The sequence below is a fragment of the Prochlorococcus sp. MIT2302 genome (assembly GCF_059772385.1).
The window spans coordinates 1,321,756-1,347,979 of the sequence record NZ_CM186285.1 but is presented as its reverse complement, the minus strand read 5'-3'; the positions used below and the strand labels follow the sequence as shown (position 1 = coordinate 1,347,979).

At 33.1% G+C, this 26,224-nt stretch carries 21 protein-coding genes; 8 read left to right on the top strand and 13 right to left on the bottom strand.

Annotation, left to right across the window (positions count from 1 at the left end):
• Positions 1-43: 43 nt before the first annotated feature.
• From purL to AC6EI2_RS07630, 6 genes are all read right to left on the bottom strand, one after another.
• Positions 44-2,455, bottom strand: coding sequence for a phosphoribosylformylglycinamidine synthase subunit PurL (gene purL, locus AC6EI2_RS07655; protein ID WP_498461756.1), 2,412 nt, complete (start codon positions 2,453-2,455; stop codon positions 44-46).
• A gap of 3 nt (positions 2,456-2,458) precedes the next feature.
• Positions 2,459-3,241, bottom strand: coding sequence for a PRC-barrel domain-containing protein (locus AC6EI2_RS07650; RefSeq protein ID WP_498461755.1), 783 nt, complete (start codon positions 3,239-3,241; stop codon positions 2,459-2,461).
• Positions 3,242-3,243: 2 nt separating this feature from the next.
• On the bottom strand, positions 3,244-4,404 hold the full coding sequence (gene dnaN, locus AC6EI2_RS07645; RefSeq protein WP_498461754.1) for a DNA polymerase III subunit beta: 1,161 nt from the start codon (positions 4,402-4,404) through the stop codon (positions 3,244-3,246).
• 371 nt (positions 4,405-4,775) lie between these two features.
• On the bottom strand, positions 4,776-5,882 hold the full coding sequence (thrC, locus tag AC6EI2_RS07640) for a threonine synthase (RefSeq protein WP_498461753.1): 1,107 nt from the start codon (positions 5,880-5,882) through the stop codon (positions 4,776-4,778).
• A gap of 26 nt (positions 5,883-5,908) precedes the next feature.
• Complete coding sequence (locus tag AC6EI2_RS07635; RefSeq protein WP_498461752.1) at positions 5,909-6,472, bottom strand: alpha/beta hydrolase; 564 nt, start codon at positions 6,470-6,472, stop codon at positions 5,909-5,911.
• Entirely contained in the window at positions 6,473-8,332 is a 1,860-nt protein-coding gene (locus AC6EI2_RS07630) for an ABC1 kinase family protein (RefSeq protein ID WP_498461751.1), read from the bottom strand. It lies immediately after the preceding gene.
• 75 nt (positions 8,333-8,407) lie between these two features.
• Here AC6EI2_RS07630 and AC6EI2_RS07625 point away from each other — a divergent pair, with 75 nt between their 5' ends.
• The 3 genes from AC6EI2_RS07625 (at position 8,408) to AC6EI2_RS07615 (ending at position 15,409) form a co-directional block, all read left to right on the top strand.
• The gene (locus AC6EI2_RS07625) at positions 8,408-10,093 is read left to right on the top strand and encodes a DNA repair protein RecN (RefSeq protein ID WP_498461750.1); all 1,686 of its coding nucleotides are present in this window, start codon (positions 8,408-8,410) and stop codon (positions 10,091-10,093) included.
• A gap of 45 nt (positions 10,094-10,138) precedes the next feature.
• Positions 10,139-13,087 (top strand): excinuclease ABC subunit UvrA, encoded by a 2,949-nt coding sequence (uvrA, locus tag AC6EI2_RS07620; RefSeq protein ID WP_498461749.1) that lies wholly within the window; start codon positions 10,139-10,141, stop codon positions 13,085-13,087.
• Positions 13,088-13,282: 195 nt separating this feature from the next.
• Positions 13,283-15,409 carry an HAD family hydrolase gene (locus AC6EI2_RS07615; RefSeq protein ID WP_498461748.1) on the top strand — a complete coding sequence of 709 codons (2,127 nt, stop codon included), beginning with the start codon at positions 13,283-13,285 and terminating at the stop codon, positions 15,407-15,409.
• A 47-nt stretch (positions 15,410-15,456) separates the two neighbouring features.
• Here the strand turns inward: AC6EI2_RS07615 and AC6EI2_RS07610 are convergent, their stop codons facing one another.
• Genes AC6EI2_RS07610 through AC6EI2_RS07600 form a run of 3 tightly spaced genes read right to left on the bottom strand, consistent with a single transcriptional unit; the run spans position 15,457 to position 17,133 of the window.
• Positions 15,457-15,708: a hypothetical protein gene (locus tag AC6EI2_RS07610; protein WP_498461747.1), complete on the bottom strand. Its 252-nt coding sequence runs from the start codon at positions 15,706-15,708 to the stop codon at positions 15,457-15,459.
• A gap of 17 nt (positions 15,709-15,725) precedes the next feature.
• On the bottom strand, positions 15,726-16,877 hold the full coding sequence (gene mraY / locus AC6EI2_RS07605; RefSeq protein ID WP_498461746.1) for a phospho-N-acetylmuramoyl-pentapeptide-transferase: 1,152 nt from the start codon (positions 16,875-16,877) through the stop codon (positions 15,726-15,728).
• The gene (locus tag AC6EI2_RS07600) at positions 16,858-17,133 is read right to left on the bottom strand and encodes a DUF3134 domain-containing protein (RefSeq protein ID WP_498461745.1); all 276 of its coding nucleotides are present in this window, start codon (positions 17,131-17,133) and stop codon (positions 16,858-16,860) included. The genes mraY and AC6EI2_RS07600 overlap by 20 nt, the downstream gene beginning before the upstream one ends.
• A gap of 287 nt (positions 17,134-17,420) precedes the next feature.
• Between AC6EI2_RS07600 and AC6EI2_RS07595 the strand changes: the two genes are divergently transcribed.
• Both AC6EI2_RS07595 and AC6EI2_RS07590 read left to right on the top strand, forming a co-directional pair.
• Positions 17,421-17,621, top strand: coding sequence for a cytochrome B6 (locus tag AC6EI2_RS07595; protein ID WP_498461744.1), 201 nt, complete (start codon positions 17,421-17,423; stop codon positions 17,619-17,621).
• A 135-nt stretch (positions 17,622-17,756) separates the two neighbouring features.
• On the top strand, positions 17,757-18,959 hold the full coding sequence (locus tag AC6EI2_RS07590) for an argininosuccinate synthase (protein ID WP_498463472.1): 1,203 nt from the start codon (positions 17,757-17,759) through the stop codon (positions 18,957-18,959).
• A 33-nt stretch (positions 18,960-18,992) separates the two neighbouring features.
• On the opposite strand, the gene rpsF is transcribed toward AC6EI2_RS07590, so the two are convergent.
• The 3 genes from rpsF to AC6EI2_RS07575 form a co-directional block, all read right to left on the bottom strand.
• Positions 18,993-19,424 (bottom strand): 30S ribosomal protein S6, encoded by a 432-nt coding sequence (gene rpsF, locus AC6EI2_RS07585; protein WP_498461743.1) that lies wholly within the window; start codon positions 19,422-19,424, stop codon positions 18,993-18,995.
• Positions 19,425-19,501: 77 nt separating this feature from the next.
• A complete protein-coding gene (locus tag AC6EI2_RS07580; RefSeq protein WP_498461742.1) occupies positions 19,502-19,960 on the bottom strand; it encodes a Tic20 family protein in 459 nt (152 codons plus the stop codon).
• 22 nt (positions 19,961-19,982) lie between these two features.
• Positions 19,983-20,870 carry a shikimate dehydrogenase gene (locus AC6EI2_RS07575; RefSeq protein ID WP_498461741.1) on the bottom strand — a complete coding sequence of 296 codons (888 nt, stop codon included), beginning with the start codon at positions 20,868-20,870 and terminating at the stop codon, positions 19,983-19,985.
• Positions 20,871-20,989: 119 nt separating this feature from the next.
• Between AC6EI2_RS07575 and dnaK the strand changes: the two genes are divergently transcribed.
• On the top strand, positions 20,990-22,879 hold the full coding sequence (dnaK, locus tag AC6EI2_RS07570) for a molecular chaperone DnaK (protein ID WP_498461740.1): 1,890 nt from the start codon (positions 20,990-20,992) through the stop codon (positions 22,877-22,879).
• A gap of 8 nt (positions 22,880-22,887) precedes the next feature.
• On the opposite strand, the gene AC6EI2_RS07565 is transcribed toward dnaK, so the two are convergent.
• Positions 22,888-24,000, bottom strand: coding sequence for an NAD(P)/FAD-dependent oxidoreductase (locus AC6EI2_RS07565; RefSeq protein ID WP_498461739.1), 1,113 nt, complete (start codon positions 23,998-24,000; stop codon positions 22,888-22,890).
• A 74-nt stretch (positions 24,001-24,074) separates the two neighbouring features.
• On the opposite strand from AC6EI2_RS07565, the gene purU reads away from it, so the two are divergent.
• Together purU and AC6EI2_RS07555 are read left to right on the top strand one after the other, a co-directional pair.
• Entirely contained in the window at positions 24,075-24,929 is an 855-nt protein-coding gene (gene purU / locus AC6EI2_RS07560) for a formyltetrahydrofolate deformylase (protein ID WP_498461738.1), read from the top strand.
• 6 nt (positions 24,930-24,935) lie between these two features.
• Entirely contained in the window at positions 24,936-26,216 is a 1,281-nt protein-coding gene (locus AC6EI2_RS07555) for an O-antigen ligase family protein (RefSeq protein ID WP_498461737.1), read from the top strand.
• Positions 26,217-26,224 lie beyond the last annotated feature (8 nt).

The following is a 26,224-nucleotide window of genomic DNA, read 5'->3' as shown; positions in this document are numbered from 1 at the left end:
ACAGATGATATTTTAATTTTTAAATTATAATTCATAAGAGATTTTATTTAACTATTTTTTTTAAAATAGCATTTTTATATGTATCTTTTATATGAAGAATATCAACATCTATAATCGAATTATTAGCTTGGTATACTGATAATTTATTTTGATCATTTACAGTACCTAAATGTGATATTGAAAAATTTATAGCTTGTTGTAGGGATATTTTTTTATAATAATTTTTTAATTTTAAAGTTTGTTCAGATGAACAACTAACTAAAATTCTGCCTCCACCTTCAGCAAAAAGCAAACGATCTAATCGTGATTCACTTGAAGGAAGTTGAATAGTGGCACCAAATCCAGAAGAAATACAACATTCAGCTAAAGCTACTACTAAACCTCCACCCCCTAAGTCATGGGCAGAATTAATCATATCTTTTTTAATTATATTTCTTAGAAATAATTGAACTTGTTTCTCTAAATCTAAATCTATTTCAGGTGGTCTTCCTGTTTTAAGACCATGAATATATTCTAAATAAGATGAAGCAGATAATGAAATTCTATTATCTAGATTACTATTAGTTTCTAAAGGTAATCCTAACATCCATATTTGATCACCTTCTTTAATCCAAGATTTTTTACAAACTTTATTTAAATCTTCTATTAATCCAACCATACCAATTACGGGTGTGGGATGTATTGGTATAACAGCGTCATTTGGTAATTTTGTATCATTGTATAAAGATACATTGCCGCCTGTCACAGGAGTCTTCATTGATTTACACGCATTACTTATACCTTTACAAGACATTGATAGTTGCCAAAAACCTACTGGTTTTTCAGGAGAAGAAAAATTTAAATTATTAGTAATCGCTATTGGGTCGGCTCCTACACAACTTAAATTTCTAGCAGCTTCTACAACAGCAGCCATGCTTCCACGTTCAGGGTCTAAATATACCCATCTATCATTACAATCAACTGACGAGGCTATACCTCTAATATGATTTGATTTGGTTTTAAAATCTTTTTGAGAACGTATTCTTATAACAGCTGCATCGGCTTCTCCAGGAGCAACAACTGTATTAGATTGAACTTGATAGTCGTATTGCTTATATATCCAATTTTTTGATGCTATTGAAGGACTACTTAATAAATTTAATAAAACATTATTCCAACTAATAAATACATTATTATTTATATTAATGGTTCCATTTTTTAAATTATTAGGTAGTAAATCTTCAGTCCATTTCCAATGATCTTTTAAATACTCAGGAGTAGATTTTAATAATAAATGTTTTTCTATAGGTGTATCATCAGCAAGTGCAGATGCTGGTAGATTTGCTACAACTTCGCCTTTATGTAATACTCTAACAACTTTTTCTTTTAAAACTTTTCCTACAACTGCAACATATAATCCCCATCTCGTAAATAATTGTCTTAACTCTTGTTCTGAACCAGGTTTAACTACAAATAACATTCGTTCTTGTGACTCAGACAACAAAAATTCATATGCAGTCATTCCTTTTTCTCTCGCTGGAACAAGATCAAGATCTAATTCGATTCCCACCTCTCCTTTTGAAGCCATTTCAGAACAACTACAAGTAAGACCTGCAGCGCCCATATCCTGAGCAGCAATTACGTATCCTGTTTTAAACGCCTCTAAACATGCTTCAATCAATCCTTTTTCAAGAAAAGGGTCACCCACTTGCACAGCAGGTCGATCATCTATAGAGGTTTTTGAAAGTTCCGAACTAGCAAAACTTGCTCCTCCCATTCCATCTCTCCCTGTTGTATTTCCTACATAAAGAACTGGAAAATCAATTCCACTAGCTCCTGAACAAACTATCTTATCTGTTTCCATCAAACCCAATGCCATTGCATTAACTAAAGGATTACCCGAATAACTACTATCAAAACCAACTTCACCTCCTATGGTCGGAACACCTACACAATTCCCATAATGCGAGATACCTGCTACGACACCTTCTAATAAACTAATATTTTTTTTATCTTCCAACGGTCCAAATCTTAAAGCATTTAATATCGCTATTGGTCTTGCTCCCATAGTAAAAATATCTCTCAAAATACCACCTACTCCTGTTGCTGCACCTTGAAAAGGTTCTACAGCAGATGGATGATTATGACTTTCAATTTTAAATACCAATTTTTGATTACAACCAATATCTACAACTCCTGCGTTTTCTCCAGGGCCAACAATTATTCTAGGCCCTGTTATTGGAAAATTTTTGAGTAATGGACGTGAATTTCGATAACAACAATGCTCAGACCACATAACACCAAACATTCCTAATTCGTTTCTATTTGGTGGTCGCTTTAGTCTTCTACAAATTTCAACATAATCTGATTGCTTTAACCCCTCTTGGCTTAAGGAAGATAAAACATCGTATTCAACAAAAAAATTTGGTAAATTAATTAACTGTTGAAAATCATTAATGTCTGAAAAAGATGTCATAAATCAAATCCAAGGATCAAGATCTTTTTCATTTGCTAAACCTTTTTTTCTTGATCGCTTATTCATTCTATTAAATTCTTCTGAACTATCTATATCTAAATTATCAATCCAGTCATCGTATGAGTTGCCACCACTATCAATTTTAGAAGTGTCTTCTTTAAAATCGAAAGCGTTTTCGGTAATTTTGTCATCAATCCATCCCTCAAGTTTATCAGAAGCATTGTATGTGAGATCTTGAAATTGAGTTTTCCATTTTCTGCTTTTGCTTAGAAATTCTTCTTTAAAACTAGCTTTTTGTATTGGTATATCTTCAAACGAATCTATATCACATGAAATAGAACCTGGTTGTTTGTCAATAATTTTAGATAGTGATAATAACCAACGACTTGTTCCAGGAATTAGTGGATTTGTTCTACTAACTAAATAGTATTGTATCTTTCCATTCTTAGTGTCAAAAAGAAAATCCGCAATTAAACCTAATTTTTGACCTTTTCTATTAAAAACATTCGAATTTAACAAGGTAGGAAAACGCTCTAAAGTTTGATTATCAGATATAGAACAAGGTCCTTTTACAAATACTTCTTGTTCGTTTAATCCTTTTATTTGATCTAGCCTCCAAACCTCTCTTTCAAGTCTTAAATTGGAAGGACGAGAAATAAATCCTAATATTCTATGAACAGGAGGATGCATCCATGGATTAACAACTGGTCCGTGGTCAATGCCATTTTCGCAGCGAACATTATTTCTTAATAGATCACTTAATAATAACTGATTTTTTTTACCCAAAATTAATTTCGTATTTGAATTGGCATAACTAGATATATAAAGTTAACCTCACTATTAATAGGTGAAAATACAGCTGGAGTTGTAGGTCCATTGCAACTCAACCTAATAAGATTTGAATCTATAACTTTAAGACCATCTAATAAATATCTTACATTGAATGCAATTTGAAAAGATTCACCTTTAAAAGAAACTGGCATAGACTCAAAACCAGTTCCTATATCTTGAGCATCAGTACTAATTTTAATTACTTTAGCAGAACTATCAGTAGATATTTTTATAACATTATTATGTTGATCAGCTAAAACAGCTATTCTCTCTAATGAAGCGATAAATTCTTTTTTATCAAATTCTAATATATTAGAAAAAGAATCAGGTAGTAATTGAGAATAATTTGGATAGGAACCCTCTAGAGCTCTAATAGTTATAATTTCATCAATAGATATAAAAACTACTTGTCCTTTGTCAATAAAAAAATTAATAGGTTGACTATTATCACAAGCACTTAAAAACTTTTCAACTTCTCTTAAAGATTTAGATGGTAATGTTATAGAAAATTTCTCAAATTCTGTAAAATCATTTATATCTTTTGTTTGAGATAAAATATTTTTTAGATTTAATACAGCCAGTCTATGTCCATCTGTAGCAGCAGACTCAATACCATAACCATCAAAAGTAAGATTAACTCCAGTAAGTAATTGTTTAGCGTCATCTGTACTACTTGCAAATAATGTAGATTTAATTGCATTAGAGAGTAATAAAGGATTTAATTTTAATGAAGTACTACTTTCTACTAAAGGTAAATCAGGAAAATCATCAGAAAGCATTCCTCTTACTTGATATGTACCACTTTTACTCGTTAATTCAACTTGTTGACTAACTTCATCAGAAGTTAATACTAATGGTGAATCATTTGATAATTTAGAAACAATTTCTCCAAATAATTTAGCTGGTAAAGTAATAGCACCACTTTCATCTATACAAGCTGATATTGAAGTTTGTATTCCTAAACTTAAATCAAAGCCAGTCAAGCGCAACTTGCCTGTGACTTCGTCAGCTGCTAACAAAACATTTGCTAAAACTGGATGTGTCGGTCGATTTGATATAGCTCTACTAACTAACTGAAGAGCAGTATTCAAATCTGATTGCGAACAACTTAGCTTCATTCCGTTATCTCAAAAAAATCCGTTGATATAAGAATTTCATAGCTATTTAAAAAAAGCAATACCGTAAAAAAAATTTTTTTTTCTTCTTCTAGTATATTTCTATATTCATGATATGAAAATAAATTAGTAGTAGTAGGTCTTGTGGTTTTTGTGGTTTTTTCAAAAAACAATGATCTTAACAGGTTTCTCTGAATTTTTTACTGTGGAAAAGATTTTTTAAAAGTGGATAAAAACATATTTATCCACCTATAAAAACGATTGTGGAAAAGAAATAAAAATATCCAAGAAATTTTCTTTCTTTTTCCACATCCAAAACAATCAAAACAAGACGAAATCAACAGACAGTTTTTTTACTGGATATTTGAATTTCCTTAAAAACCTATTTTTTTAGTAATTGAACTTATCTCCGCATCTACACCAGTATGAAAAATTGCGTCATTATTTTTAATGGCACAATCAGGATCCTTCAAGCCATTTCCTGTCAAAACACAAACAATAGTTGAGTTCGCCGGAACATCTTTTTTAATTTTTAATAAGCCTGCAACAGAAGCTGCACTAGCTGGTTCGCAGAAAATTCCTTCTTCTCTTCCAAGAATTTTATAAGCTTCAATTATTTCTGAATCAGTAACAGAAGAAAATCTACCATTGCTTGAATCTTTTGCTTTTAATGCTTTTTCTTTATTAACAGGATTTCCTATTCTTATTGCAGTGGCAATTGTTTCTGGATTGCTGATACTCTTACCTTCTATTAAAGGTGCAGATCCGCTTGCTTGAAAACCCATCATTCGAGGGAGCTTCCTCGACTTATTAGCGCGAAAAAATTCTTGAAACCCCATCCAGTATGCACTTATATTCCCTGCATTTCCCATCGGAATACATAACCAATCAGGAGCATTTCCAAGATTTTCTATGATCTCAAAAGCCGCAGTTTTTTGTCCCTGCAATCTATAAGGATTTACAGAATTTACTAATGTTATTGGATATTTTTCAGACAATTCCCTTACAATCTCCAACGCTTTATCAAAATTTCCTTTAATCGCTAATATCTCTGCTCCATACACTAATGCTTGAGCTAATTTTCCTTGAGCAACATATCCGTCTGGGATAATTACAAAAGATTTCATTCCTCCTTTGCTCGCATAGGCAGCTGCAGAGGCAGAGGTGTTACCTGTGCTTGCGCAAATTACTGCTTCACAACCATTCTCTTTTGCTTTACTAATAGCCATTGTCATTCCTCTGTCTTTGAATGATCCAGTTGGATTTAGACCGTCATATTTCACATATACTTTTACTCCTTTTCCTATTCGATTGGCTATTGAATTGACTTCTATTAGAGGTGTTCCTCCTTCATTTAAAGTTATTATGGGAGTTTTATTTGTTACTGGTAGCCAAGGTTTGTAAGCGTTTATCAGCCCATTCCAATTGTTTTTTTTTGGGCTAGAGAAAAACAGTTTCTTAAATTTTTTAGAAAATGCCACTTACTTTACAAGTATTTTTAAACAATCTAAATGCTAGACCTTCCATCTTTTAGCTTTTGAAAAGGAGAATTTGAATAGAAATCAATTAAATCTTTTAATGATTCTACTTTTTTGAGGGTTTTTTTTAATGCATTGAGGTCTAAAGCAATATTTTTATTTGGATACTCTTTAAAAAAGTGTATGAGATTAATTTTTTCATTATTTTTGTAAGAACTTAATATGATTCCAGATCTTATTGCTTTTGTACTTGTTTTGATATTTGATATCTTATTCGGATAAATAATTTTGGATAATCTTCTTAAAAACACTTCACCTATTTTACTATTCATTAATCTACTACTTGATTCTATAGGAACTTCTATCTCATAAGTTAAAAATTTGTGCAGATCTTTATCCTTTTGATTTGTAATTTTCATTAGACTTTTTAATTTTTTACTTGGCTTTTTTGTTTTTGTAAAGTTATTTAAATCCTCAATTTTTATTGTTCTACTAAAATTTCCATTATAGAGAAAAAGATTTTCTGCGCTTTTTGCGCTAGGGATAAAAAATAAAAATAATAAAAGTACAATATGTTTATATTTTAAATTCATTTATTGTTTTACACCAGCTGCAACTTTTACTAATCTAACTAATCCTTTTTCAGAAGTTTTTTTCATTAAACCGTAACCCATCTTATAAATATCTTTAGTAATAAGTATTTTTGGCAATTTTTTAAATAACAATTTTCTTTTAAATCCTGGCTTTGTTTTTGATGTACTAAACATTTTATTGATGGATGATAGATTAAAGTTTTTTTCAGTATCAATTTTAGATGAGCTTGCTATGGTTTTTGATCTTATTTTTGATGGAAGTTTATTATTCAGATCAATAAGTGTTTTCCACCCAATAGAGTCGATTTTTGTAGCAAAAATATTTACTAATTCATTCCTAAGAATAAAACCTTTACTAGAAAATAAAAAATCAATAGTTTGATCTAAAATTTTTGCACTGTTTAACTTTTTTTCCTTGGTTGCACTTTTTAGAAGATCATCTAATCTTTCTAATTTAAGGTTGTTTTCATCAAACAGCATTTCTTTCAAACTATTTCTTAGTTCTGGATTTTCATCCTCCATTAGACGTCTTGCAAAATAGGGATATGCTGCTCCAAGTATTTTAAAATCTGGGTCAACACTAAGTGCTATTCCCTCCAAAGTTATTAAGGATCTAATAATTAGTGCATAATAAGGTGGTAATTTAAAAGGAAATTTATACATAATACCAGACATATCATCAGTCACTGCTTTGAAATCCATTTTATTTACTCCTATTTCTAAAGCGTTTGTAAAAACACTTTCAAATGCAGGAGCAATAGGTTTTAAATCGACCTCTTCTGATAAAAATCCTAGCTGTACAAAATCATAAGAAAGTTTATCAAATTTTTTGTTAACTAAATGAACAACTGCCCTAATTAATCCAACTCTTGACTGTTGTGTAATATCGCTCATCATCCCAAAATCTAGATAACATAATCGCCCGTCTTCCAAAGCTAATATGTTCCCTGGATGAGGATCTGCATGAAAAAAGCCATGCTCAATTAGTTGTTGAAGACTACAACTTACGCCAATTTCTATCATTTCATTTGGATCTATTCCTAGTTTTTTTACTGCTTCTATATTCGTTAATTTAGTCCCGTCTATCCACTCCATTGTCAGTACTCTTCTGCTTGTTGCTTTTCTGTAGATTTTTGGAACTGCAATTTTATTATTATTGCTGTGCAACTCTTTAAATTTTTCTGCATTATTAGCTTCGTTTATGTAATCCATTTCCTCGAAAATTCTTTTTCCTAGCTCGTCGATTAATGCAACTAGATCGCTTCTGATAATCCCGATATTATTTTTAAACCAAACTGCTATATTTCTTACTATGTATAAATCTAATGTTATTTGTTCTCTTAGCCCTGGCCTTTGAATTTTAACAGCAACTTTTTCTCCACTTTTCAGTATTGCTTTGTGGACTTGACCGAGAGATGCGGCAGAAATTGGCTCTTTATCAATTTCTATAAAAATGTTGCTTACTTTCTCTTGCAAATCTTCTTCAATACAAGCCATGGCAAGCTTGCTCTCGAATCCGGGTAATTGGTCTTGAAGCTGGGCTAACTCTTCTAGAACTACTTGAGGGACAATATCTGGCCTGGTAGACAGTGCTTGTCCAGCTTTTATGAATGCTGGTCCCAAATCCACAAGTAGTTTGGTAAACTCTTTTGCTCTATATGTTTTTCTCTCTTCCTTTTCTAAAGAACCAATTAATTTTTCCCAACCAACACCAAGTAAAAGTAAACCGATTGGTAAAAGTGTCTGCCAAAGTCTTCGGAGTAGACGAACTGGATTTTTTTTGTAGATTGAGTCAATAGCAACAGGGTCATACTCAAGTAGACCTGAGGCTTCAATAAAATCGCTTAATTCTTCAGCCATTTTTGGTATGGCAATGTTTAAGTCTCTTCTAATCCATTTTACGTCTAGTTCGTGTCTTTTTGATTGCTTTGACTTATGCTAAACAGCCTTCGTTTTCATAACATAGCTCTATTTGGAAATTTAGAGATCGACTTTGATAAAGGATTTACTGTTTTTACAGGGCAAACGGGTTCAGGTAAATCAATATTTCTTGATACGTTAAATGCTTTATTGGCGCATAAAAAGATCACCTCAGATAATCGATTGGTAGCTAAAGGTTCTGTTTTTTCATCAATAGAGGGTGTTTTTTCTGTCTTGAAAAATACAAAAAATTGGTTGAATAATCAAGAAATTGATATTGATGAAGAATTAATTGTTACTAGGGAATGGCGTTTCAAAGATAATAAATATAAATCTAGATTTAGAATTAATGGCGTATTAGTTAATAAAGATCAAATATCAGAATTAAGATCACTGCTTTTTGATTTTACACTACAGGGTGATACTTATATTTTGAATGATTCATTACATCAATTAAGCTTGCTTGATTCTTTAGGTCTAAAATCAATTCAAGAATCCATCACTAAAGTTAAGAATGATTGGAAAACATGGCATGATTCTAATTTAAGACTTGAAGAAGTAAGAGATAAAATCTCTGATTCAAAAAAAGAGTTTGAGGAAATGGAGTATATTTATGAAGACTTAGATAAATTAAAATTAGAGGATCCTCATGAGCAAGCAAAGTTAGAAACTGATCAGAATCGTTTATCTAATCTTGTTAAATTAAAAGAGGGAGTCAAAGCTGTATTGATTCGTTTAAATGAAAGTTTAGATGAATATCCATCTATTTTCGATCATATATATTTTTGTATTAACGAACTAAAAGTATTATCTCAGATAGATTCTTCTCTAGAACCTATTTTTGATAATTTTTATAGTATTACGAATAATCTAAATGACTTGATTTGTCAGATTAATGATTATGAAAAAACGTTAGACATTGATCCAACTTTTTTAAATGATCTACAAGTTAGATTATCTACTTTAAAATTCTATCAAAAAAAATATCATAGAAATATTCCAGACCTTATCAGCTATAAAAATGAATTAATTAATCGCTTAGCTTCACATGATGATTCCATCAACATAAATCAGCTTTCTTCTTTAGAACACAAAAAAAGAATTATTAGAGATAACTCGAATAAAGAGTTATCCACCATTAGAAAAAACGTTGCTTTGCAACTTGAGGATAAGCTCATACAGACTTTAAAAAAGTTAGGTATGCCTAATGTCCGTTTTAAAGTTGTTTTTGAAAAATGCGAGCCAACAATTAACGGGATCGATAAAATTAATTTTATGTTTTCAGCAAATCCAGGACTTCCTTTAGCACCTCTTTCCGAAACAGCATCGGGGGGAGAGAAATCTCGTGTTCTTCTTGCAATAAAGGCGATTTTCTCTTCTTTCGATCAATCTAAGCTCTTGATTTTTGATGAAATTGACTCGGGTGTTAGTGGATCAGTTAGTAGTTACGTAGCTAATTTGCTTTCTGACTTATCAATGCATCGGCAAGTTTTTTGCGTCACTCATCAACCATTAATTGCAGCATATGCTGATAATCATTTTTCTTTAAAAAAGACTGTTATTGCTGATAAGACTGAATCAACTGTTATTTATTTAAAGGAAATCGCTGATAGGCAGAGAGAATTGGCTCTATTAGCAGGTGGCGAAATTGTAGGAGCTAATGCTTATGCGGCGAGCTTGCTGGAACACAAAGCTGCATGATGAGCATATTTTTTTATACAATTAGCTATTAATAAATTTTCCCTAATGGGAATTTCAAAACCTAATTCAAAACAAAAGACATTAAATATTGGTTCTTCTAATGAAGAAGTCATAACTATCCGTGGTGCCAGGCAACATAATTTAAAAAACGTTGATCTATCTATTCCAAGAAATAAATTGGTCGTTTTTACAGGTGTTAGTGGAAGTGGGAAAAGTTCTTTAGCTTTTGATACGATTTTTGCTGAAGGTCAAAGGCGATATGTTGAGAGTTTGTCTGCTTATGCAAGACAATTTTTAGGTCAGGTTGATAAACCAGATGTTGATTCAATTGAAGGTTTATCTCCAGCAATTTCTATTGATCAAAAATCTACTAGTCATAATCCTCGCTCAACAGTTGGAACGGTCACGGAAATACAAGATTATTTTCGTTTGCTTTTTGGAAGAGCGGGAGAACCCCATTGTCCTGAGTGCTCTAGGCCAATTAAGCCTCAAAGTATTGATGAGATGGTTGATCAAATTATGACTCTTCCAGAAGGGACTCGATATCAATTACTTGCACCAGTTGTTAGAGGTAAAAAAGGAACACATTCAAAACTTTTGTCTGGACTCGCTGCAGAGGGATTTGTTCGAGTAAGAATTAACAAAGAGGTTAGAGAATTGGCAGATAATATTGAATTAGATAAAAATCAAGTTCATTCTATTGAGGTAGTGGTTGATAGGTTAATTGCGAGAGAAGGAATCGAAGAGAGATTAACTGATTCATTAAGCACTACTTTGAAAAGGGGAGATGGCTTAGCAATAGTTGAAGCAGTACCGAAAAAGAATGAGGAACTTCCGAAAGGTATTGATAGAGAAAGATTATTTTCTGAAAATTTTGCTTGTCCAGTTCATGGGGCCGTAATTGAAGAACTATCTCCAAGATTATTCTCCTTTAATAGTCCTTACGGAGCATGTCCTGATTGTCATGGTCTTGGTTACTTAAAAAAATTCACTTGTGAGAGAGTTGTACCTGATCCATCATTACCGGTATACGCTGCTGTTGCACCATGGAGTGATAAAGATAATTCATATTATTTTTCATTATTATTTTCAGTAGGTGAGGCATTTGGCTTTGAAATAAAAACTCCTTGGAAAGATTTAAAAGAAGAGCAAAAAAATATTTTGTTAAACGGCAGTAAAGAACCAATTTTAATAAAGGTGGATAGTAGATATAAACAAGATTCTGGATTTAAAAGACCTTTTGAGGGTATTTTACCTATTCTAGAAAGACAGTTGCAGGATGCAAATGGTGAAGCGGTTCGTCAAAAGTTAGAAAAATATCTTGAATTAGTTCCTTGTGCAAGCTGTCATGGCAAGAGATTACGTCCTGAGGCTCTTGCTGTAAAACTAGGTCCATTTGCAATTACTGATCTAACTTCATCAAGTGTTTCAACCACACTTGAGAATGTTGAGGAATTAATGGGGTTCAAGAAAACTAAAAATTCAAATCAATTGCTTTCTTCTAAACAAAAGAAAATTGGGGAATTAGTTTTAAAAGAAATTCGATTACGTCTTCAATTCCTTTTAGATGTTGGACTTGATTATTTAACTCTAGATAGACCAGCAATGACTTTGTCTGGGGGGGAAGCTCAAAGAATAAGACTCGCTACGCAAATAGGTGCAGGTTTAACAGGAGTTCTGTATGTTTTAGATGAACCTAGTATTGGACTACATCAAAGAGATAATGATCGACTATTATCTACATTAAAAAAACTACGTGATCTAGGTAATACTTTGGTTGTTGTTGAACACGATGAAGACACCATAAGAGCGGCTGATTATTTAGTGGATATAGGTCCTGGCGCTGGAGTTCATGGAGGGAAAATTATTGCAGAAGGATCTATCGATAGCCTGTTGAATGCAAAAGAATCATTAACTGGTGCCTACCTTAGTGGGCGTTCATCTATACCTACCCCTGCTAGTAGAAGAGACTCAGTTCAAAGAAAATTACGATTAATTGATTGTAATAAAAATAATCTAAAAAATGTTTCAGTGGATTTTCCATTAGGTAGATTAGTTGCTGTTACTGGTGTTAGTGGAAGTGGTAAAAGTACTTTGATAAACGAATTGCTACACCCTGCTTTAAATCACTCTTTGGGGTTAAAAGTTCCTTTCCCAAAAGGATTAAAAGAGCTGAAAGGTATTAAATCTATTGACAAGGTTATTGTTATTGACCAATCCCCAATTGGTAGAACTCCGCGATCTAATACGGCTACTTATACGGGCGCATTTGATCCTATACGTCAACTTTTTGCTACCTCTGTTGAAGCAAAAGCTCGAGGATATCAAGCAGGGCAATTTAGTTTTAATGTCAAAGGTGGAAGATGTGAAGCTTGTCGTGGTCAGGGTGTAAATGTAATTGAGATGAATTTTCTCCCTGATGTTTATGTTCAATGCGATGTATGCAAAGGAGCTCGATTTAATCGCGAGACATTACAAGTTAAATATAAAAATTTTTCTATTTCAGATGTATTAGAAATGACAGTTGAGCAAGCAGTTGACGTTTTTTCAGCGATCCCTCAAGCCGCGGATAGGTTAAGAACACTTTTAGATGTTGGTCTTGGATACATTAAGCTTGGACAACCTGCCCCAACATTATCTGGAGGAGAAGCTCAAAGGGTAAAACTTGCTACTGAATTATCTAGAAGAGCCACTGGTAAAACTCTTTATTTAATTGATGAACCTACAACTGGTCTAAGTTTTTATGATGTTCATAAATTAATGGATGTCATTCAGCGACTGGTAGATAAAGGAAACTCAATTATTGTAATTGAGCACAATTTGGACGTTATTAGATGTTCAGATTGGATTATTGATATGGGTCCAGAGGGAGGTAACCGTGGAGGGGAAATTATTGTTATGGGTACGCCAGAAGAAGTAGCAAAGGATTCAAATAGTCATACAGGTAATTATTTAAAAAAGGTTTTGAAATTACATCCTCCAGTCAAAGGTTGAATATTTAGTGGGCTTTGTACATATTCCTTAATGCATAGAGTTGATTTCGTTATTTTGATTTATAAATATTTTCAAAATCAAGTGATAGCAATCACTTTAAAATTTTAATATTTATTTAAATAAATCATTATTCTTTCTTTATGTTTAAAAGGGACAAAATCAATTATTTATCCAACAGCTCACACGAGGGTTTGTTTGGGTTTAAGGCTTCTACATTTAAATTTGCATGGTCTAATCCGATCAAATGATCTTGAATTGGGCAGAGACGCAGATACTGGAGGGCAAACTTTATATGTTTTAGAGTTAGTAAAAGGACTTGCAGCAAGACCTGAAGTTGAAAATGTAGAGCTCATTACCAGATTAATTGTTGATAGGAAAGTATCCTCTGACTACTCAAAGCCCGTAGAAAAGATATCAAGTTGTGCTGAAATTATTCGATTACCTTTTGGTCCTAAGCGTTACGTCAGGAAAGAATTGTTATGGCCTTATTTGGATGATTTAGCCGATCAAGTAGTTCAAAGATTACGGAAACAAAATAACTTTCCTGATTGGATTCATGCTCATTATGCTGACGCTGGTTATGTTGGAGCGTTAGTAAGCAGAAGATTAGGTTTGCCATTGGTTTTTACTGGTCATTCATTAGGCCGTGAAAAACTCAGAAGATTATTGGTTGCTGGAATAGATCACGATCAAATAGAGCAAACTTACTCAATTAGTAAAAGAATTGATGCAGAGGAATTGGCTTTAGCTCATTCAAACTTACTCATAACAAGTACTAAACAGGAAGCTGAAGAACAGTACGCTCGTTATGGGCGATTTAGCTCTAAAAACATAGTAGTGATTCCACCAGGCGTTGATCTGAATCGTTTTCATTCAATCGATTCTGCTGTAGATAAAGACGAAAAAGAATTAAACAAACTTTTTAAACCTTTTCTGAGAGATTTAAATCTTTCCCCTCTCTTAGCTATATCAAGGGCAGTAAGGAGAAAAAATATTCCTGCGTTGATTGAGACTTATGGTCGTTCGTCAATATTGCAGCAAAGACATAATCTTATTTTAATTTTAGGTTGTCGAGAAGATGCACGACAGCTTGATAAACAGCAAAGAGAGGTTTTTCAGCAAGTTTTTGAATTGGTTGATAAGTATAATTTATATGGAAAAGTTGCTTTTCCAAAACAACATAAAAGAGAGCAAATTCCCTCAATATATCGTTGGGCTGCAAATAGAAAAGGATTGTTTGTTAATCCTGCCTTAACTGAGCCGTTTGGCTTGACATTGTTGGAAGCTGCTGCGTGTGGCTTGCCAATGGTGACTACTGATGATGGAGGTCCGAGGGATATTTTGTCTCGTTGTGATAATGGTCTACTCGTAGATGTAACTGATTTAGAGGCCTTTCGAGATGGGTTAGAAACTGCTGGTTCAAATCCATCTTTATGGAACACTTGGAGAAACAATGGAATTGAAGGAGTTAGCAGGCATTTTAGTTGGGATGCTCATGTTTGTAATTACATTGCATTGATGCAGAAGCGTCTGAAATTTCTTGCACCTCGTTATTTGACATTTGTAAATACTAAAGAAACAAGTCCTATTGGTCATAAACTATTATTTCTTGATTTAGATAATTATCTTGAGGAATCTAAAGGCTTATCAATATTGAGAAATAAACTAAAAGATCATTCATTTAATAAAAATATCAAATTAGGAATTTTAACCGGTAGGTCAATTAAAGCCGCCCGTTATCGATACGCAGAAACACAATTACCCATACCTGCTGTTTGGATATGTCAAGCCGGTACTGAGATTTATTATGCTGATACAAATAAATCAGATATTTTTTGGCAAGATTTAATATCTGTTGATTGGAATCGGAGTGAGGTAGAAAAGGTTTTGTTCGATTTAAAAGAGTATCTACAGCTTCAATTAACTGAATTCCAAGGTCCTTTTAAGGTTAGTTATTTATTAAAAGAACCTAGTAATGCAATTTTACCTTTGGTACGAAAAAGACTTAGGCAGTCCGGACTTGCCGCTTCTCCTCACCTTAAATGTCATTGGTACCTAGACGTTGTTCCTTTACGAGCATCACGAGCGGAAGCAATAAGATTTTTGACTTTACGTTGGGGCATAACTTTAGACAAAGTCCTTGTTGTAGCAAGTCAACAAGGTGATGATGAGTTAATAAGGGGATTGACTACTAATGTTATTCCTTTTGAGCATGATTCATCATTAGATGGATTGAGAACCCAACAAAGAGTTTTCTTTTCTGATGATCAAGATGATGTCTTAGATGGTTTAAAACATTTTCGATTTTTAACAAGTCATTAACCTTTACTATTTTTAAATCCTTTTAGTATTTTTTAAATATAAATGATTTAATTTATGTCTTTTTCAAGGATTAATGTAAGTTGTTGATATGGTGGCTCTTCACTAACGAAGCCCCAATCATTAAAAATTTTTGAATCTATATGAGTGATTATTTGTTGTTTGTTTCTTTTTTCTACTTTAAAGCCATCTGCTGACATTTTTCTCATGAGTCTTGCAGATTCTTCAAATCTAGCAGCCATGGAATCTAGAGTTTCACAGTCCTTTGTTAACCCTTCTTCTTTCCAAGTAAAATACGTCATCAGTTAAATTAGAAGATTTAAGATTTAGCGAAAAATACTAGATTGATTATTATTAATATTAATGTAACAAACCAAAAGCTAGTTACAATATTAGTCTCTTTGTTACCTTTGAGCTCAAAATGGTGATGTATTGGAGTCATCAAAAATAATTTATGCCCTTTCCCTTTTATTTTCTTAGAAATTTTAAAAATACCTACTTGAGTTATTACTGAGATTGATTCTGCCGCAAGTACTCCTCCCATAACTAACAGAGACCAAAGATTATTCGATATCAGTGCAATGCCACCAAGAGATGCTCCAATAGCTAAAGACCCTGAGTCACCCATAAATAATTTTGCAGGATGTTTATTAAGAACAAGAAAACCCATAGAACTCCCAGCCATTACTATGCAAAGAGGAGCAAGGGTTTCAGCGTAAGTCTGATTCTCCACTAAAATAGTTATCGCTAAACCTGTAAAAATTAATGCACTACATCCACTTAGTAAGCCATCTAAACCATCAGTCAAATTAGTTGAATTGCTTTCTGCTAATAATACAAATATTCCTAAAGGATAAATTAAATTTTCTATATTAATAATTCTATTTGCTATTTGAACATTACTAGATAGAAAATTATTTGATTCGCAAAAAATAATAAAAATCAGACTGATCATAAATTGAAAAATTAATTTTTGATTTGAAGTAAGACCAGTGTTAAAATTTTTTTTCAAACTTATTAAGTCATCAATTAAGCCTATTAACATAAAAGAAATAATGAGTAAGCTCAAAGTCAAGATAATTCTGTAATCTTGACTTTTTAAAAATAAAATATTAGCTATTACGATTGCTATTGGAATAAAAAAAACTCCACCCATAGTGGGAGTTCCTTGTTTTATATAATGTTTCTTTGGTCCTTCTTCTCTAATTATTTGCTGAATTTTTATTTTTTTTAAGATAGGAATACTTATATAAGTAATAAATGATGATATAAGAGCTGTAATTATAAAAGGAATAGTTAAAGAATAATTTTCAAAATATAAATCACAAAATAAAGATGCACATGTAATTATTCCAAACAAAATACATATTTGAGAATTAATATTATTAAAAAATGATATTTTTTTTTTATTTAAAGGCTTGTTATGTTTTTCCAAAACTAAAGCTAATAGATTAATCTTCCCACTCTTCATCTGTTGGTTCTTCTTCGGCTTTATAGTCTTCTTTTTCTCCCATTAAAGCTGAAAGCTCTTCTTCTTCTACTGTACTTATTTCTTGATCATTAGAATCTTCATCAGAAACTAATCTGCCACTAGTTTCTAGCCATGATAATAAATCGGGTTCTTCTCGCAGAGGTAGAACAGGAGCAGGCTCTTGCCTGGCATAGCGTGTTAGTGCGGGGTTAATACCGTCTAAACTAGATAAATTGACTTTTTTTAGATCGCCCATATCAAGATTTTGATCGATGAATTAACATAATGCATTATGGATTAATTTTCTAATCTTTATGCTGACTTCAAAGCTGACACTGATGATTTGTACTTGGGTCGTAGCTTTCTTAATAAGTATTTCTCTTCGTGTGGCTGGTTTCATTCATCCTCAACCTTTTTCCATAAATCATTTTTTAGTATGGTTTATGCTTTTTGGTCCTTCTATTGTTCTTTTAGTTTATTTTTGGGTTAGGAGATCTTTTTCAATAGATTCGTTAACTTAACTTAAATTTTCAAGTGATTTTAATGTCTGCATCTCTTGTTTTTATTTTTACTACAAATAATGATGTTCAAGATCTATTGATTTTCGGTCGTGATATTAATGCTTGGTTAGTTTATGTACTTATTTTTTTTGGGTTAACCTCTTTTGCTTTTGTTTCGGTATGGCTCATAGGATTCTTTTCTGAAAGCCAATCAGGAAAATCTATTAAGCAGCCCTGGGAATAAATTATGTATCTTTTTTGCGATTTTTTACACCTTGAAAATATTTGAATCAGCATTGAAAATCTAAATAAGAAATATTGTCCAATAGTTCTCTATATTTAATAACAAGAATTGAATTTCCTCATAGGAGAGAACCATATGGGAATAGCTAAAAAAGTTGTTTTGGCCTATTCAGGAGGAGTAGATACCAGTGTTTGTATTCCCTATTTGAAGAGGGAGTATGGAGTTGAACATGTGATTGCTTTCGCTGCAGATCTTGGCCAGGGCGATGAGCTGGATATGATCAAAAAAAAAGCTATTTCAGCCGGTGCATCGCAGTCATTTGTAGGCAACTTAGTAAAGCCTTTTATTGAAGATTTTGCTTTTCCAGCAATTAGGTCTAATGCTCTATATCAAGGTAAATATCCGCTTTCAACGGCATTAGCTAGACCTTTAATTGCAAAAAAACTTGTTGAAATTGCAAGGGAAGTAAATGCCGATGGAGTCGCTCATGGGTGTACGGGCAAGGGGAATGATCAAGTTCGTTTTGACGTAACAATCGGAGCTTTAGCTCCTGATTTGCAATTGCTTACACCAGCGAGGGAATGGGGAATGAGCCGCGAAGAAACGATTGCCTATGGAGAACAATATGGAATAGTCCCTCCTGTCAGTAAAAAAAATCCTTACTCAATTGATCTGAATCTTTTGGGCAGAAGCATTGAAGCAGGTCCACTGGAAGATCCATTTGAGATGCCATCCGATGAAGTCTTTGGGATTACCTCTTCAATTGCTGATTCACCTAATACAGCTGAGATAGTTGACATTCTTTTTGAGAATGGTTACCCAGTTGCAATTAATGGAGAATTGATGGATCCTGTATCTCTTATAAAAAAAGCTAATAGCCTTGCAGGAAAACATGGCTTTGGACGTTTGGATATTATTGAAGACAGAGTAGTAGGAATTAAAAGTCGAGAAATTTATGAAACACCAGGATTGCTTTTACTTATTAAAGCTCATCAAGAAATGGAGAGCTTAACTTTACCCGCTGACTTATTAAATACAAAATTCAATCTGGAAAGACAATGGGCAGACTTGGTTTATAAAGGTTTCTGGTTTAGTCCTCTAAAAGATGCATTAGATGGATTTATTAATTTTTCTCAAAAGCATGTCAATGGGATCGTAAGGATGAGGCTTTTTAAGGGTAATGCTGATGTTATTGGTCGAAAGTCACAAGCAAATAGTCTTTACGTTTCAGATATGTCTACTTATGGAGGTGAGGATAAATTCAACCACAAATCCGCTGAAGGATTTATTTATGTATGGGGATTACCTAGTCGAATTTGGTCTTGGATAAACAAGTAAAATGTAAGACTCTATTTTATTTATCTCTTATCTTTATTCTTTCGATTCTTCTTTCTTACCCTCCTCTACAGGTGATTCTGCTTTAACTTCAGTAGATTTTACTTCTTCTTTATCTGTTTCAGATTTTTCAGGTTCATCTTCTTTAGATGTTGACTTTGGAGTTGGTAATGGACCAAATTGTTTAACTGTGAGGTAACGAATAACATCTTCACTTAATCTCATTGCTTTCTCTAGGGCTGCAACTTGCTGACCATTGCCTTGATGACTTAATTGCACATATACTCCCTCTTTATGTTTAGCAATTGGATAAGCAAGTCTTCTTTTTCCTCTCATTTGACTATCTAATACTTCAGTTCCTGATTTCTCAAGAATTTCACTATATTTTTTTATGTGACTGTCTACTTCTTCTTCCGGGATGTCCGGACGAAGAATGTACATAGTTTCGTAATAGGGCTTTTCAGACATGGAAGAAATTTCCGACTAGGACTTCAAGGCTCATAAAGAGCGACGGAGTTATGATCCTATACCGAGGGGGTAACTTTTCACAATTGCATTTTTGTTGCTTCGCTGATTATGGGCAGATCAGGTTCCTTCCCTTGTGTGCAAGACCAAACACAATAACAAATCATTGAAAAAAGACTAATAAATAAAGTACTAAAGAGTGTTCTTATAATTAACGAGTCTAGAAAAGGACTAAAAAGAATTTCGAATACAAAACTAACTATGATTATGCCAATATTAATTAACAATGATTGCAGTGCGTTAAAACGTAAAAAATAGGATATTTTACTATTTCTTATTAGTCCAATATAGATAGTTAAAAATAATAATAAATTTCCAAAAGGTATTGACCTTTCTATTAGAATAATTGGTATTGCAGGTATTTGAGTAATTTGAGTAAAAGGATACTTTATATATAAATGATTACCAAACGTAAGTGAATCAGCCCAAGGAATCATATAAAGAATAACTCCTAATATTTTTGCTCCTAGTGAAGGCATAAGAAATTTAATTTTTTTAAGATTAAACGATTAAATGTTTCTCTGCTGATGATTTCATTATTTGAGTAGGCACGTTATTAAAACCACTCCAAAGTTTTATTGACAAGGCACCTTGCTCGACAAGCATATCCAGACCATCAATTGTAAAACAATTTTTTTTCTGCCCAAGTTTTAACCAATTAGTTGGTCTTGGAGTATAAATCAAATCGTACAGAATAGTTTTGTTAGAGAGGCTTTCCCATATTTGATTGCCAAGAGGAATATTGTTTTGTTCAGTGTTTAGGCTATCCATTCCGATTGGAGTTGTATTAACAATTAAATCGGCTTCTTTAATATGTGATCTAATGTTTATGTCTTTATTATTAATAGCTTCAATTGATATATGATTTTTTGATAATAAGTTTTTCATGTTTTTTACAAAAATATCTAATGAAATTTTATTCCTACCAATTATTTTTATGTTTTTAACATTTAAATTATTTAACCCCATAACTACAGCTCTTGCGCTGCCTCCACAACCCATGACAATTACATTTTTATCTATTAAATTATGATTTTTTAATGGTATCAAGAATCCCTCTACGTCAGTGTTTGCACCTATCCATTGATTATTTTTTTCCGGTATTAGTGTATTAACTGCTTGTATTTCATTTGCAATTTTTGTTAATTTATTGCAAGATTTAAGAACTTCTAGCTTGTGAGGAATAGTTACATTTAATCCTTTGCAATCTACAAATCTTAGTGCTGAAGTTAAATCTTCAATATTTTCTTTATCGCAAGGAATTGCTAAATAACACCAATCAAGTCCCATTTCTTCATATGCCGCATTGTGCATAATCGGAGAAAGAGAGTGATTTACTGGCTGTCCAAGAAGTCCTACTAGTTTAGTTTTTCCAGTGATAGCAATCATTTCGTTAAGAAGTTGATTTGAAATTTATAAGAGACTGTTCGGGAACCACGCCTCGCCTCATACAGGTCTAACTGACGAGGATGTTACTTAAAGAAAGAAATTAAAGGAGTTAATCACCAATGGGGAAGGTTGTTGGCATCGATCTAGGAACTACAAATAGTTGTGTTGCTGTCATGGAGGGTGGTAAGCCCACTGTAATCGCAAATGCTGAGGGTTTTAGAACTACTCCATCAGTAGTTGCTTATACGAAAAATCAAGACCAATTGGTTGGACAAATTGCGAAGCGCCAAGCAGTAATGAATCCAGAAAATACTTTTTATTCTTCTAAGAGATTTGTTGGACGAAGAGTTGATGAAGTAAACGACGAATCTAAAGAAGTTAGTTACGGAGTAGAAAAAGCAGGTTCCAACGTCAAATTAAAATGCCCGATACTAGATAAACAGTTTTCTCCTGAAGAAGTTAGTGCTCAAGTTCTGAGAAAACTTTCTGAGGATGCAGGAAAATATTTGGGTGAAACAGTAACACAAGCTGTAATTACTGTTCCAGCATACTTTAATGATTCACAAAGACAAGCAACGAAAGACGCAGGGAAAATTGCAGGCTTAGAGGTTCTTAGAATTATCAATGAGCCAACTGCCGCTGCTTTGGCTTATGGTTTAGATAAAAAAAGTAATGAGAGAATTTTAGTTTTTGATTTGGGTGGTGGAACTTTCGATGTATCTGTTTTAGAAGTTGGTGACGGAGTATTCGAAGTTCTCTCTACTTCCGGAGATACTCATTTGGGTGGAGATGATTTCGATCGTGCAATTGTTGATCATTTAGCCTCAACATTCAAAAGTAATGAAGGTATAGATCTACGCCAAGATAAACAAGCCCTTCAACGTCTAACTGAAGCAGCTGAAAAAGCGAAAATAGAATTATCAAATGCTACTCAAAGCGAAATTAATCTTCCTTTTATAACAGCCACACCTGAAGGTCCTAAACATTTAGATTTGACACTTACCAGAGGAAAGTTTGAAGAGTTAGCAGCAAATCTTATTGATCGCTGCAGGGTTCCAGTCGAGCAAGCTTTGAAAGATGCAAAATTATCTACTGGAGAAATAGACGAGATTGTCATGGTTGGAGGCTCTACACGAATGCCAGCAGTGAAAGAGTTGGTAAAAAGAGTCACTACTAAAGATCCAAACCAAACAGTGAATCCAGATGAAGTCGTAGCTGTTGGAGCAGCTATTCAGGGTGGAGTTCTTGCTGGTGAAGTCAAAGATATTTTGCTCCTTGATGTAACTCCTTTGTCTCTTGGGGTTGAAACTTTAGGTGGGGTGATGACAAAAATGATCTCAAGAAATACCACTGTTCCCACTAAAAAAGCGGAAACATACTCAACTGCAGTTGATGGTCAAACAAATGTAGAAATTCATGTTTTACAAGGGGAACGTGAGATGGCTTCCGACAACAAAAGTCTAGGAACATTTCGTTTAGACGGAATTCCTCCTGCTCCTAGAGGTGTACCTCAAATAGAAGTGACTTTTGATATTGACGCTAATGGAATCCTAAGTGTCACCGCTAAAGATAAAGGTAGCGGTAAAGAGCAAAGCATCTCAATTACTGGTGCCTCAACTTTGTCGGATAGCGAAGTTGATAAAATGGTTAAAGATGCTGAAATGAATGCTTCTGCGGATAAAGAAAAGCGTGAAAAAATTGATATTAAAAATCAGGCTGAAACACTTGTTTACCAAGCTGAAAAACAAATAGGTGAGCTTGGCGATAAAGTTGATGAAGAAGCAAAAACTAAAGTTGAAGAGAAACGAGTCAAGCTTAAAGAAGCTGTTGAAAAAGATGATTATGAACTCATGAAGTCTTTAGTAGAGGAGCTTCAACAGGAATTGTATACATTAGGAGCTTCTGTTTACCAACAAGCAAACTCTGCTTCACAAGCGGCTGATTCAAATACTGATAGTAAGCCTGATGGAGATGATGTTATTGACGCTGACTTTACCGAAACAAAATAAATTAATATTTATTGGTTCTCTATTTTAAGGCCAATCCATTCAGCGCATGCAGGAGCTAACAAAATACCGTTTCTGTAATGTCCTGTATTAATTAATAATCCAGTCTCTAGTTCTTTTATTAATGGACTAGGCTCGTTTGTTGGTCTAGCTCTTATTCCATTCCATTCATTGCTGATTCTTGCATTTCTGATCCATTTGGGAGCAGTATTGTTTATTTTAAACATTAGTTGTTTTTCAAGTTGGCTTGGACTGATGCCACGCTCCACGGTTGCTCCCATGAGTAGATGATTAGTTTTATTGTGTATAAAGTTTATAGATTGATAATTTAATATTCCAGGCCAATTTTTCCAATTAATAGCGTTATCTTCTAATTCTAATTCAACAACTTGTCCTAAAATCGGCTCTAAAGATATTTTATAACCTAATGGCGCTAGTAGTTTTTGAGTATTTAATGCTGAGCAAAGTACTACAAAATCTTGATTAATATATTTATTATTTCCTAACTTAATATTCCATCTTTTTTCATATAATTTATTATTTTTACTTATTTGAACAACAGTATTTTCTATTTTATTTATTTTGATTTGATCAAGACTATGCGTTAATACTTTTAGTAATTCTATGGGATTTAATCGACCATCCTCATAGGATATTACTCCTCCTATTAACTTTGTCTCAAATGTAGAATTCCAAAAATCTAAAGAATTTTTATCTAAAAGTTCAAATTTAAATTCTTTTTTATTCTTTATTATTTGAATCATAGATTGATATTCTTTTTCAGAACTTGCTAATTTAATTAATGGTTTTTCTAGTATTAAATTAAACCCAGAATAGTTTATTTCAGTAAGCCATTCTTTCCATAACTTCATACTCTTATTGCGTAGTGAGAAAGCTCTTCCTTTTGATTTTTTGTAGATATTTCCCATTAGAACACCTAAACTAGCTTGCGTTCCATTTTTAGGATTTAAATTATTTATCTTTGAATTTACAATTGGGTCGATTAAATTTACTTTATAACCTTTTTTTCCTAGATAAAATGCAGTAGTAATTCCTGCTATTCCACAACCAATAATTGAAATTTCGGTTTGCTTTATGTCTGTTTTTTGGCTGTTCGTTTGCATAGATGTTATGAAATTGGCTTGTTAATTTTCAATGAGTGGTCTAAAAAAGAGAATAGTTTAAGGATATCGCTTTAGTGAGCATTAAAACAGTTATCTTGCAGTTCATTTGTCCTGATAAGCCCGGACTTGTAAGTGATTTGTCAACTTGGATAGCAAGTAAAAATGGGAATATTAGACATGCTGATCACCACACAGATTCAGACGCAAAATTGTTTCTCAGTCGTATAGAGTGGGATTTAGAAGGATTTATGCTTGATAAAAATGAAATAAATTCTGAAGTAATTTTGCTTGAGCAGAGGTTGAATGGAAAAGCCGTATTGAGTTTCTCTGAAGATTTTCCCAATGTTGCAATATTTGTTAGTAAGCAGAGTCACTGCTTGGTTGATCTTTTATGGAGAGTTAAGGAAGGTGAATTATGTATGAATATCCCTTTGGTTATCTCGAATCATTCGGATTTGGAAGAACTTTGCGCAAGTTTTTCAATTCCTTTTAAGCTTATAAAAGTAGATAAAAATAATAAAGCGGATTCAGAAAGTAAGATTTTAGATTTGCTAAATGAATATAAAATTGATTTAGGAGTTTTGGCTAAATATATGCAGATTTTAAGTAGTTCATTCTTAGAGAAGTTTCCCCATTTCATCAATATTCACCATTCTTTTCTTCCTGCTTTTAAAGGTGCTCAACCATATCATCAGGCTTGGGAAAGAGGAGTAAAATTAATTGGCGCAACAGCCCATTATGTTACTGAGGACCTAGATGCTGGTCCCATAATTGAACAGACTATATCTAATGTGAGTCACCGCGATGAAGTAACAGATTTAATAAGAAAGGGTCGAGATCTAGAGCGAGTCGCATTAGCAAGAGCTTTAAGATTACATTTAAGACGACAAGTTATTGTTTATAAAGGGAGAACGGCTGTTTTTACATGATTAATAATGGTGTTTTCTTTAATTAAAAAAAATAATTTTTCAGACAATATTGGCTGGAGTTGTTTTCAGTTAGGCGTTTTTTGCTTGCCTTCTAGTGCATTACTTTCTTATGTGTTTTTGCTTGTAGCTCTTTTTGATGAATCTCTAAAAAGAAGAGATTTCTATTGGAGGGAATATTGGAATTATCCGCTAGTGTTTGTATCTTTTTTGATGATAATTGGTTGTTTTCGTTCTTCTACCGGTTGGCTAGCTTGGCTTGGTCTTTTTAATTGGTTGCCATTTTTTTGGTTTTTTTGGGGTTTGCAACCATATTTGTTGACCCCTGAAAGAAGAATAAAATGCGCTTCTTGTCTTGTATGGGGAAGTTTACCTGTTTTGATCACTGGCTTTGGTCAGTTATGGTTTGGATGGGAGGGGCCTTGGCAGATTTTTGATGGTTTAATAATTTGGTATATATCTCCTGGAGGAGAGCCATTAGGAAGATTGTCTGGATTGTTTGACTATGCAAATATCAATGCTGCATGGTTAGCGGGTGTATGGCCATTATGCTTAGCTTCCGTTCTGCATCCTTTCATTTGTGGAAAAAATCGAGTTGTTCCCTGTCTATTTTTAGTTGCTTTTGTTTCATCAATGATTTTGACAGATTCACGAAACGCGTGGGGTGCAATCGTTTTAGGTCTGCCATTGGTTTTTGGTTCTGCATCATGGAGTTGGTTAATCCCATTAATGCTCATATGTGTTATTCCAGTGATAATTGCGGTTTTACCTGTTTTTGATTTTGGAATTCAACAATTTGCAAGAAGTATTGTTGCTGATTCTATTTGGATGAGATTAAATGATATGCAGTTTGTAGACACTAGAACTTTTGAAGCAACACGTATTGGCCAATGGAAAGTTGCCGTTAATTTAATTTTTGAAAAGCCATGGTTAGGTTGGGGAGCAGCAGCTTTTTCAATTATTTATCCTCTGAGAACAGGTTTATTTCATGGTCATTCCCATAACTTGCCTTTAGAATTAGCAATTAGTCATGGCATTTTAGTCTCTTTTTTGATTAATATATTCGTTTTTAGCTTATTAATATTTTCAGGTTTTTATAGAATATTTAATAGATTAAATTCAAAAGAGAATATAATAGTTGATCGAGCTTGGTGGACTTCTACTTTAATCCTTATTTGTTTTCATGCGACAGATATCCCATTATTTGATAGCCGTATAAACATCTTAGGTTGGATATTGTTGATAGGCCTTAGATGTATGATCTATAATTCTAGAAACTTTAATATTTGATTAAAGAG

Bases quoted from the DNA above. Each gene is read 5' to 3' on its own strand.
- mraY (WP_498461746.1), bottom strand. From the start codon at position 16,877: ATGAAGAGTGGGAAGATTAATCTATTAGCTTTAGTTTTGGAAAAACAT.
- dnaN (WP_498461754.1), bottom strand. From the start codon at position 4,404: ATGAAGCTAAGTTGTTCGCAATCAGATTTGAATACTGCTCTTCAGTTA.
- AC6EI2_RS07590 (WP_498463472.1), top strand. From the start codon at position 17,757: ATGGGAATAGCTAAAAAAGTTGTTTTGGCCTATTCAGGAGGAGTAGAT.
- AC6EI2_RS07625 (WP_498461750.1), top strand. From the start codon at position 8,408: ATGCTAAACAGCCTTCGTTTTCATAACATAGCTCTATTTGGAAATTTA.
- AC6EI2_RS07580 (WP_498461742.1), bottom strand. From the start codon at position 19,960: ATGCCTTCACTAGGAGCAAAAATATTAGGAGTTATTCTTTATATGATT.
- AC6EI2_RS07635 (WP_498461752.1), bottom strand. From the start codon at position 6,472: ATGAATTTAAAATATAAACATATTGTACTTTTATTATTTTTATTTTTT.
- AC6EI2_RS07630 (WP_498461751.1), bottom strand. From the start codon at position 8,332: ATGGCTGAAGAATTAAGCGATTTTATTGAAGCCTCAGGTCTACTTGAG.
- uvrA (WP_498461749.1), top strand. From the start codon at position 10,139: ATGGGAATTTCAAAACCTAATTCAAAACAAAAGACATTAAATATTGGT.
- purL (WP_498461756.1), bottom strand. From the start codon at position 2,455: ATGACATCTTTTTCAGACATTAATGATTTTCAACAGTTAATTAATTTA.
- AC6EI2_RS07610 (WP_498461747.1), bottom strand. From the start codon at position 15,708: ATGACGTATTTTACTTGGAAAGAAGAAGGGTTAACAAAGGACTGTGAA.
- AC6EI2_RS07565 (WP_498461739.1), bottom strand. From the start codon at position 24,000: ATGCAAACGAACAGCCAAAAAACAGACATAAAGCAAACCGAAATTTCA.
- AC6EI2_RS07555 (WP_498461737.1), top strand. From the start codon at position 24,936: ATGGTGTTTTCTTTAATTAAAAAAAATAATTTTTCAGACAATATTGGC.
- AC6EI2_RS07595 (WP_498461744.1), top strand. From the start codon at position 17,421: ATGTCTGCATCTCTTGTTTTTATTTTTACTACAAATAATGATGTTCAA.
- rpsF (WP_498461743.1), bottom strand. From the start codon at position 19,424: ATGTCTGAAAAGCCCTATTACGAAACTATGTACATTCTTCGTCCGGAC.
- AC6EI2_RS07575 (WP_498461741.1), bottom strand. From the start codon at position 20,870: ATGATTGCTATCACTGGAAAAACTAAACTAGTAGGACTTCTTGGACAG.
- AC6EI2_RS07600 (WP_498461745.1), bottom strand. From the start codon at position 17,133: ATGGGCGATCTAAAAAAAGTCAATTTATCTAGTTTAGACGGTATTAAC.
- dnaK (WP_498461740.1), top strand. From the start codon at position 20,990: ATGGGGAAGGTTGTTGGCATCGATCTAGGAACTACAAATAGTTGTGTT.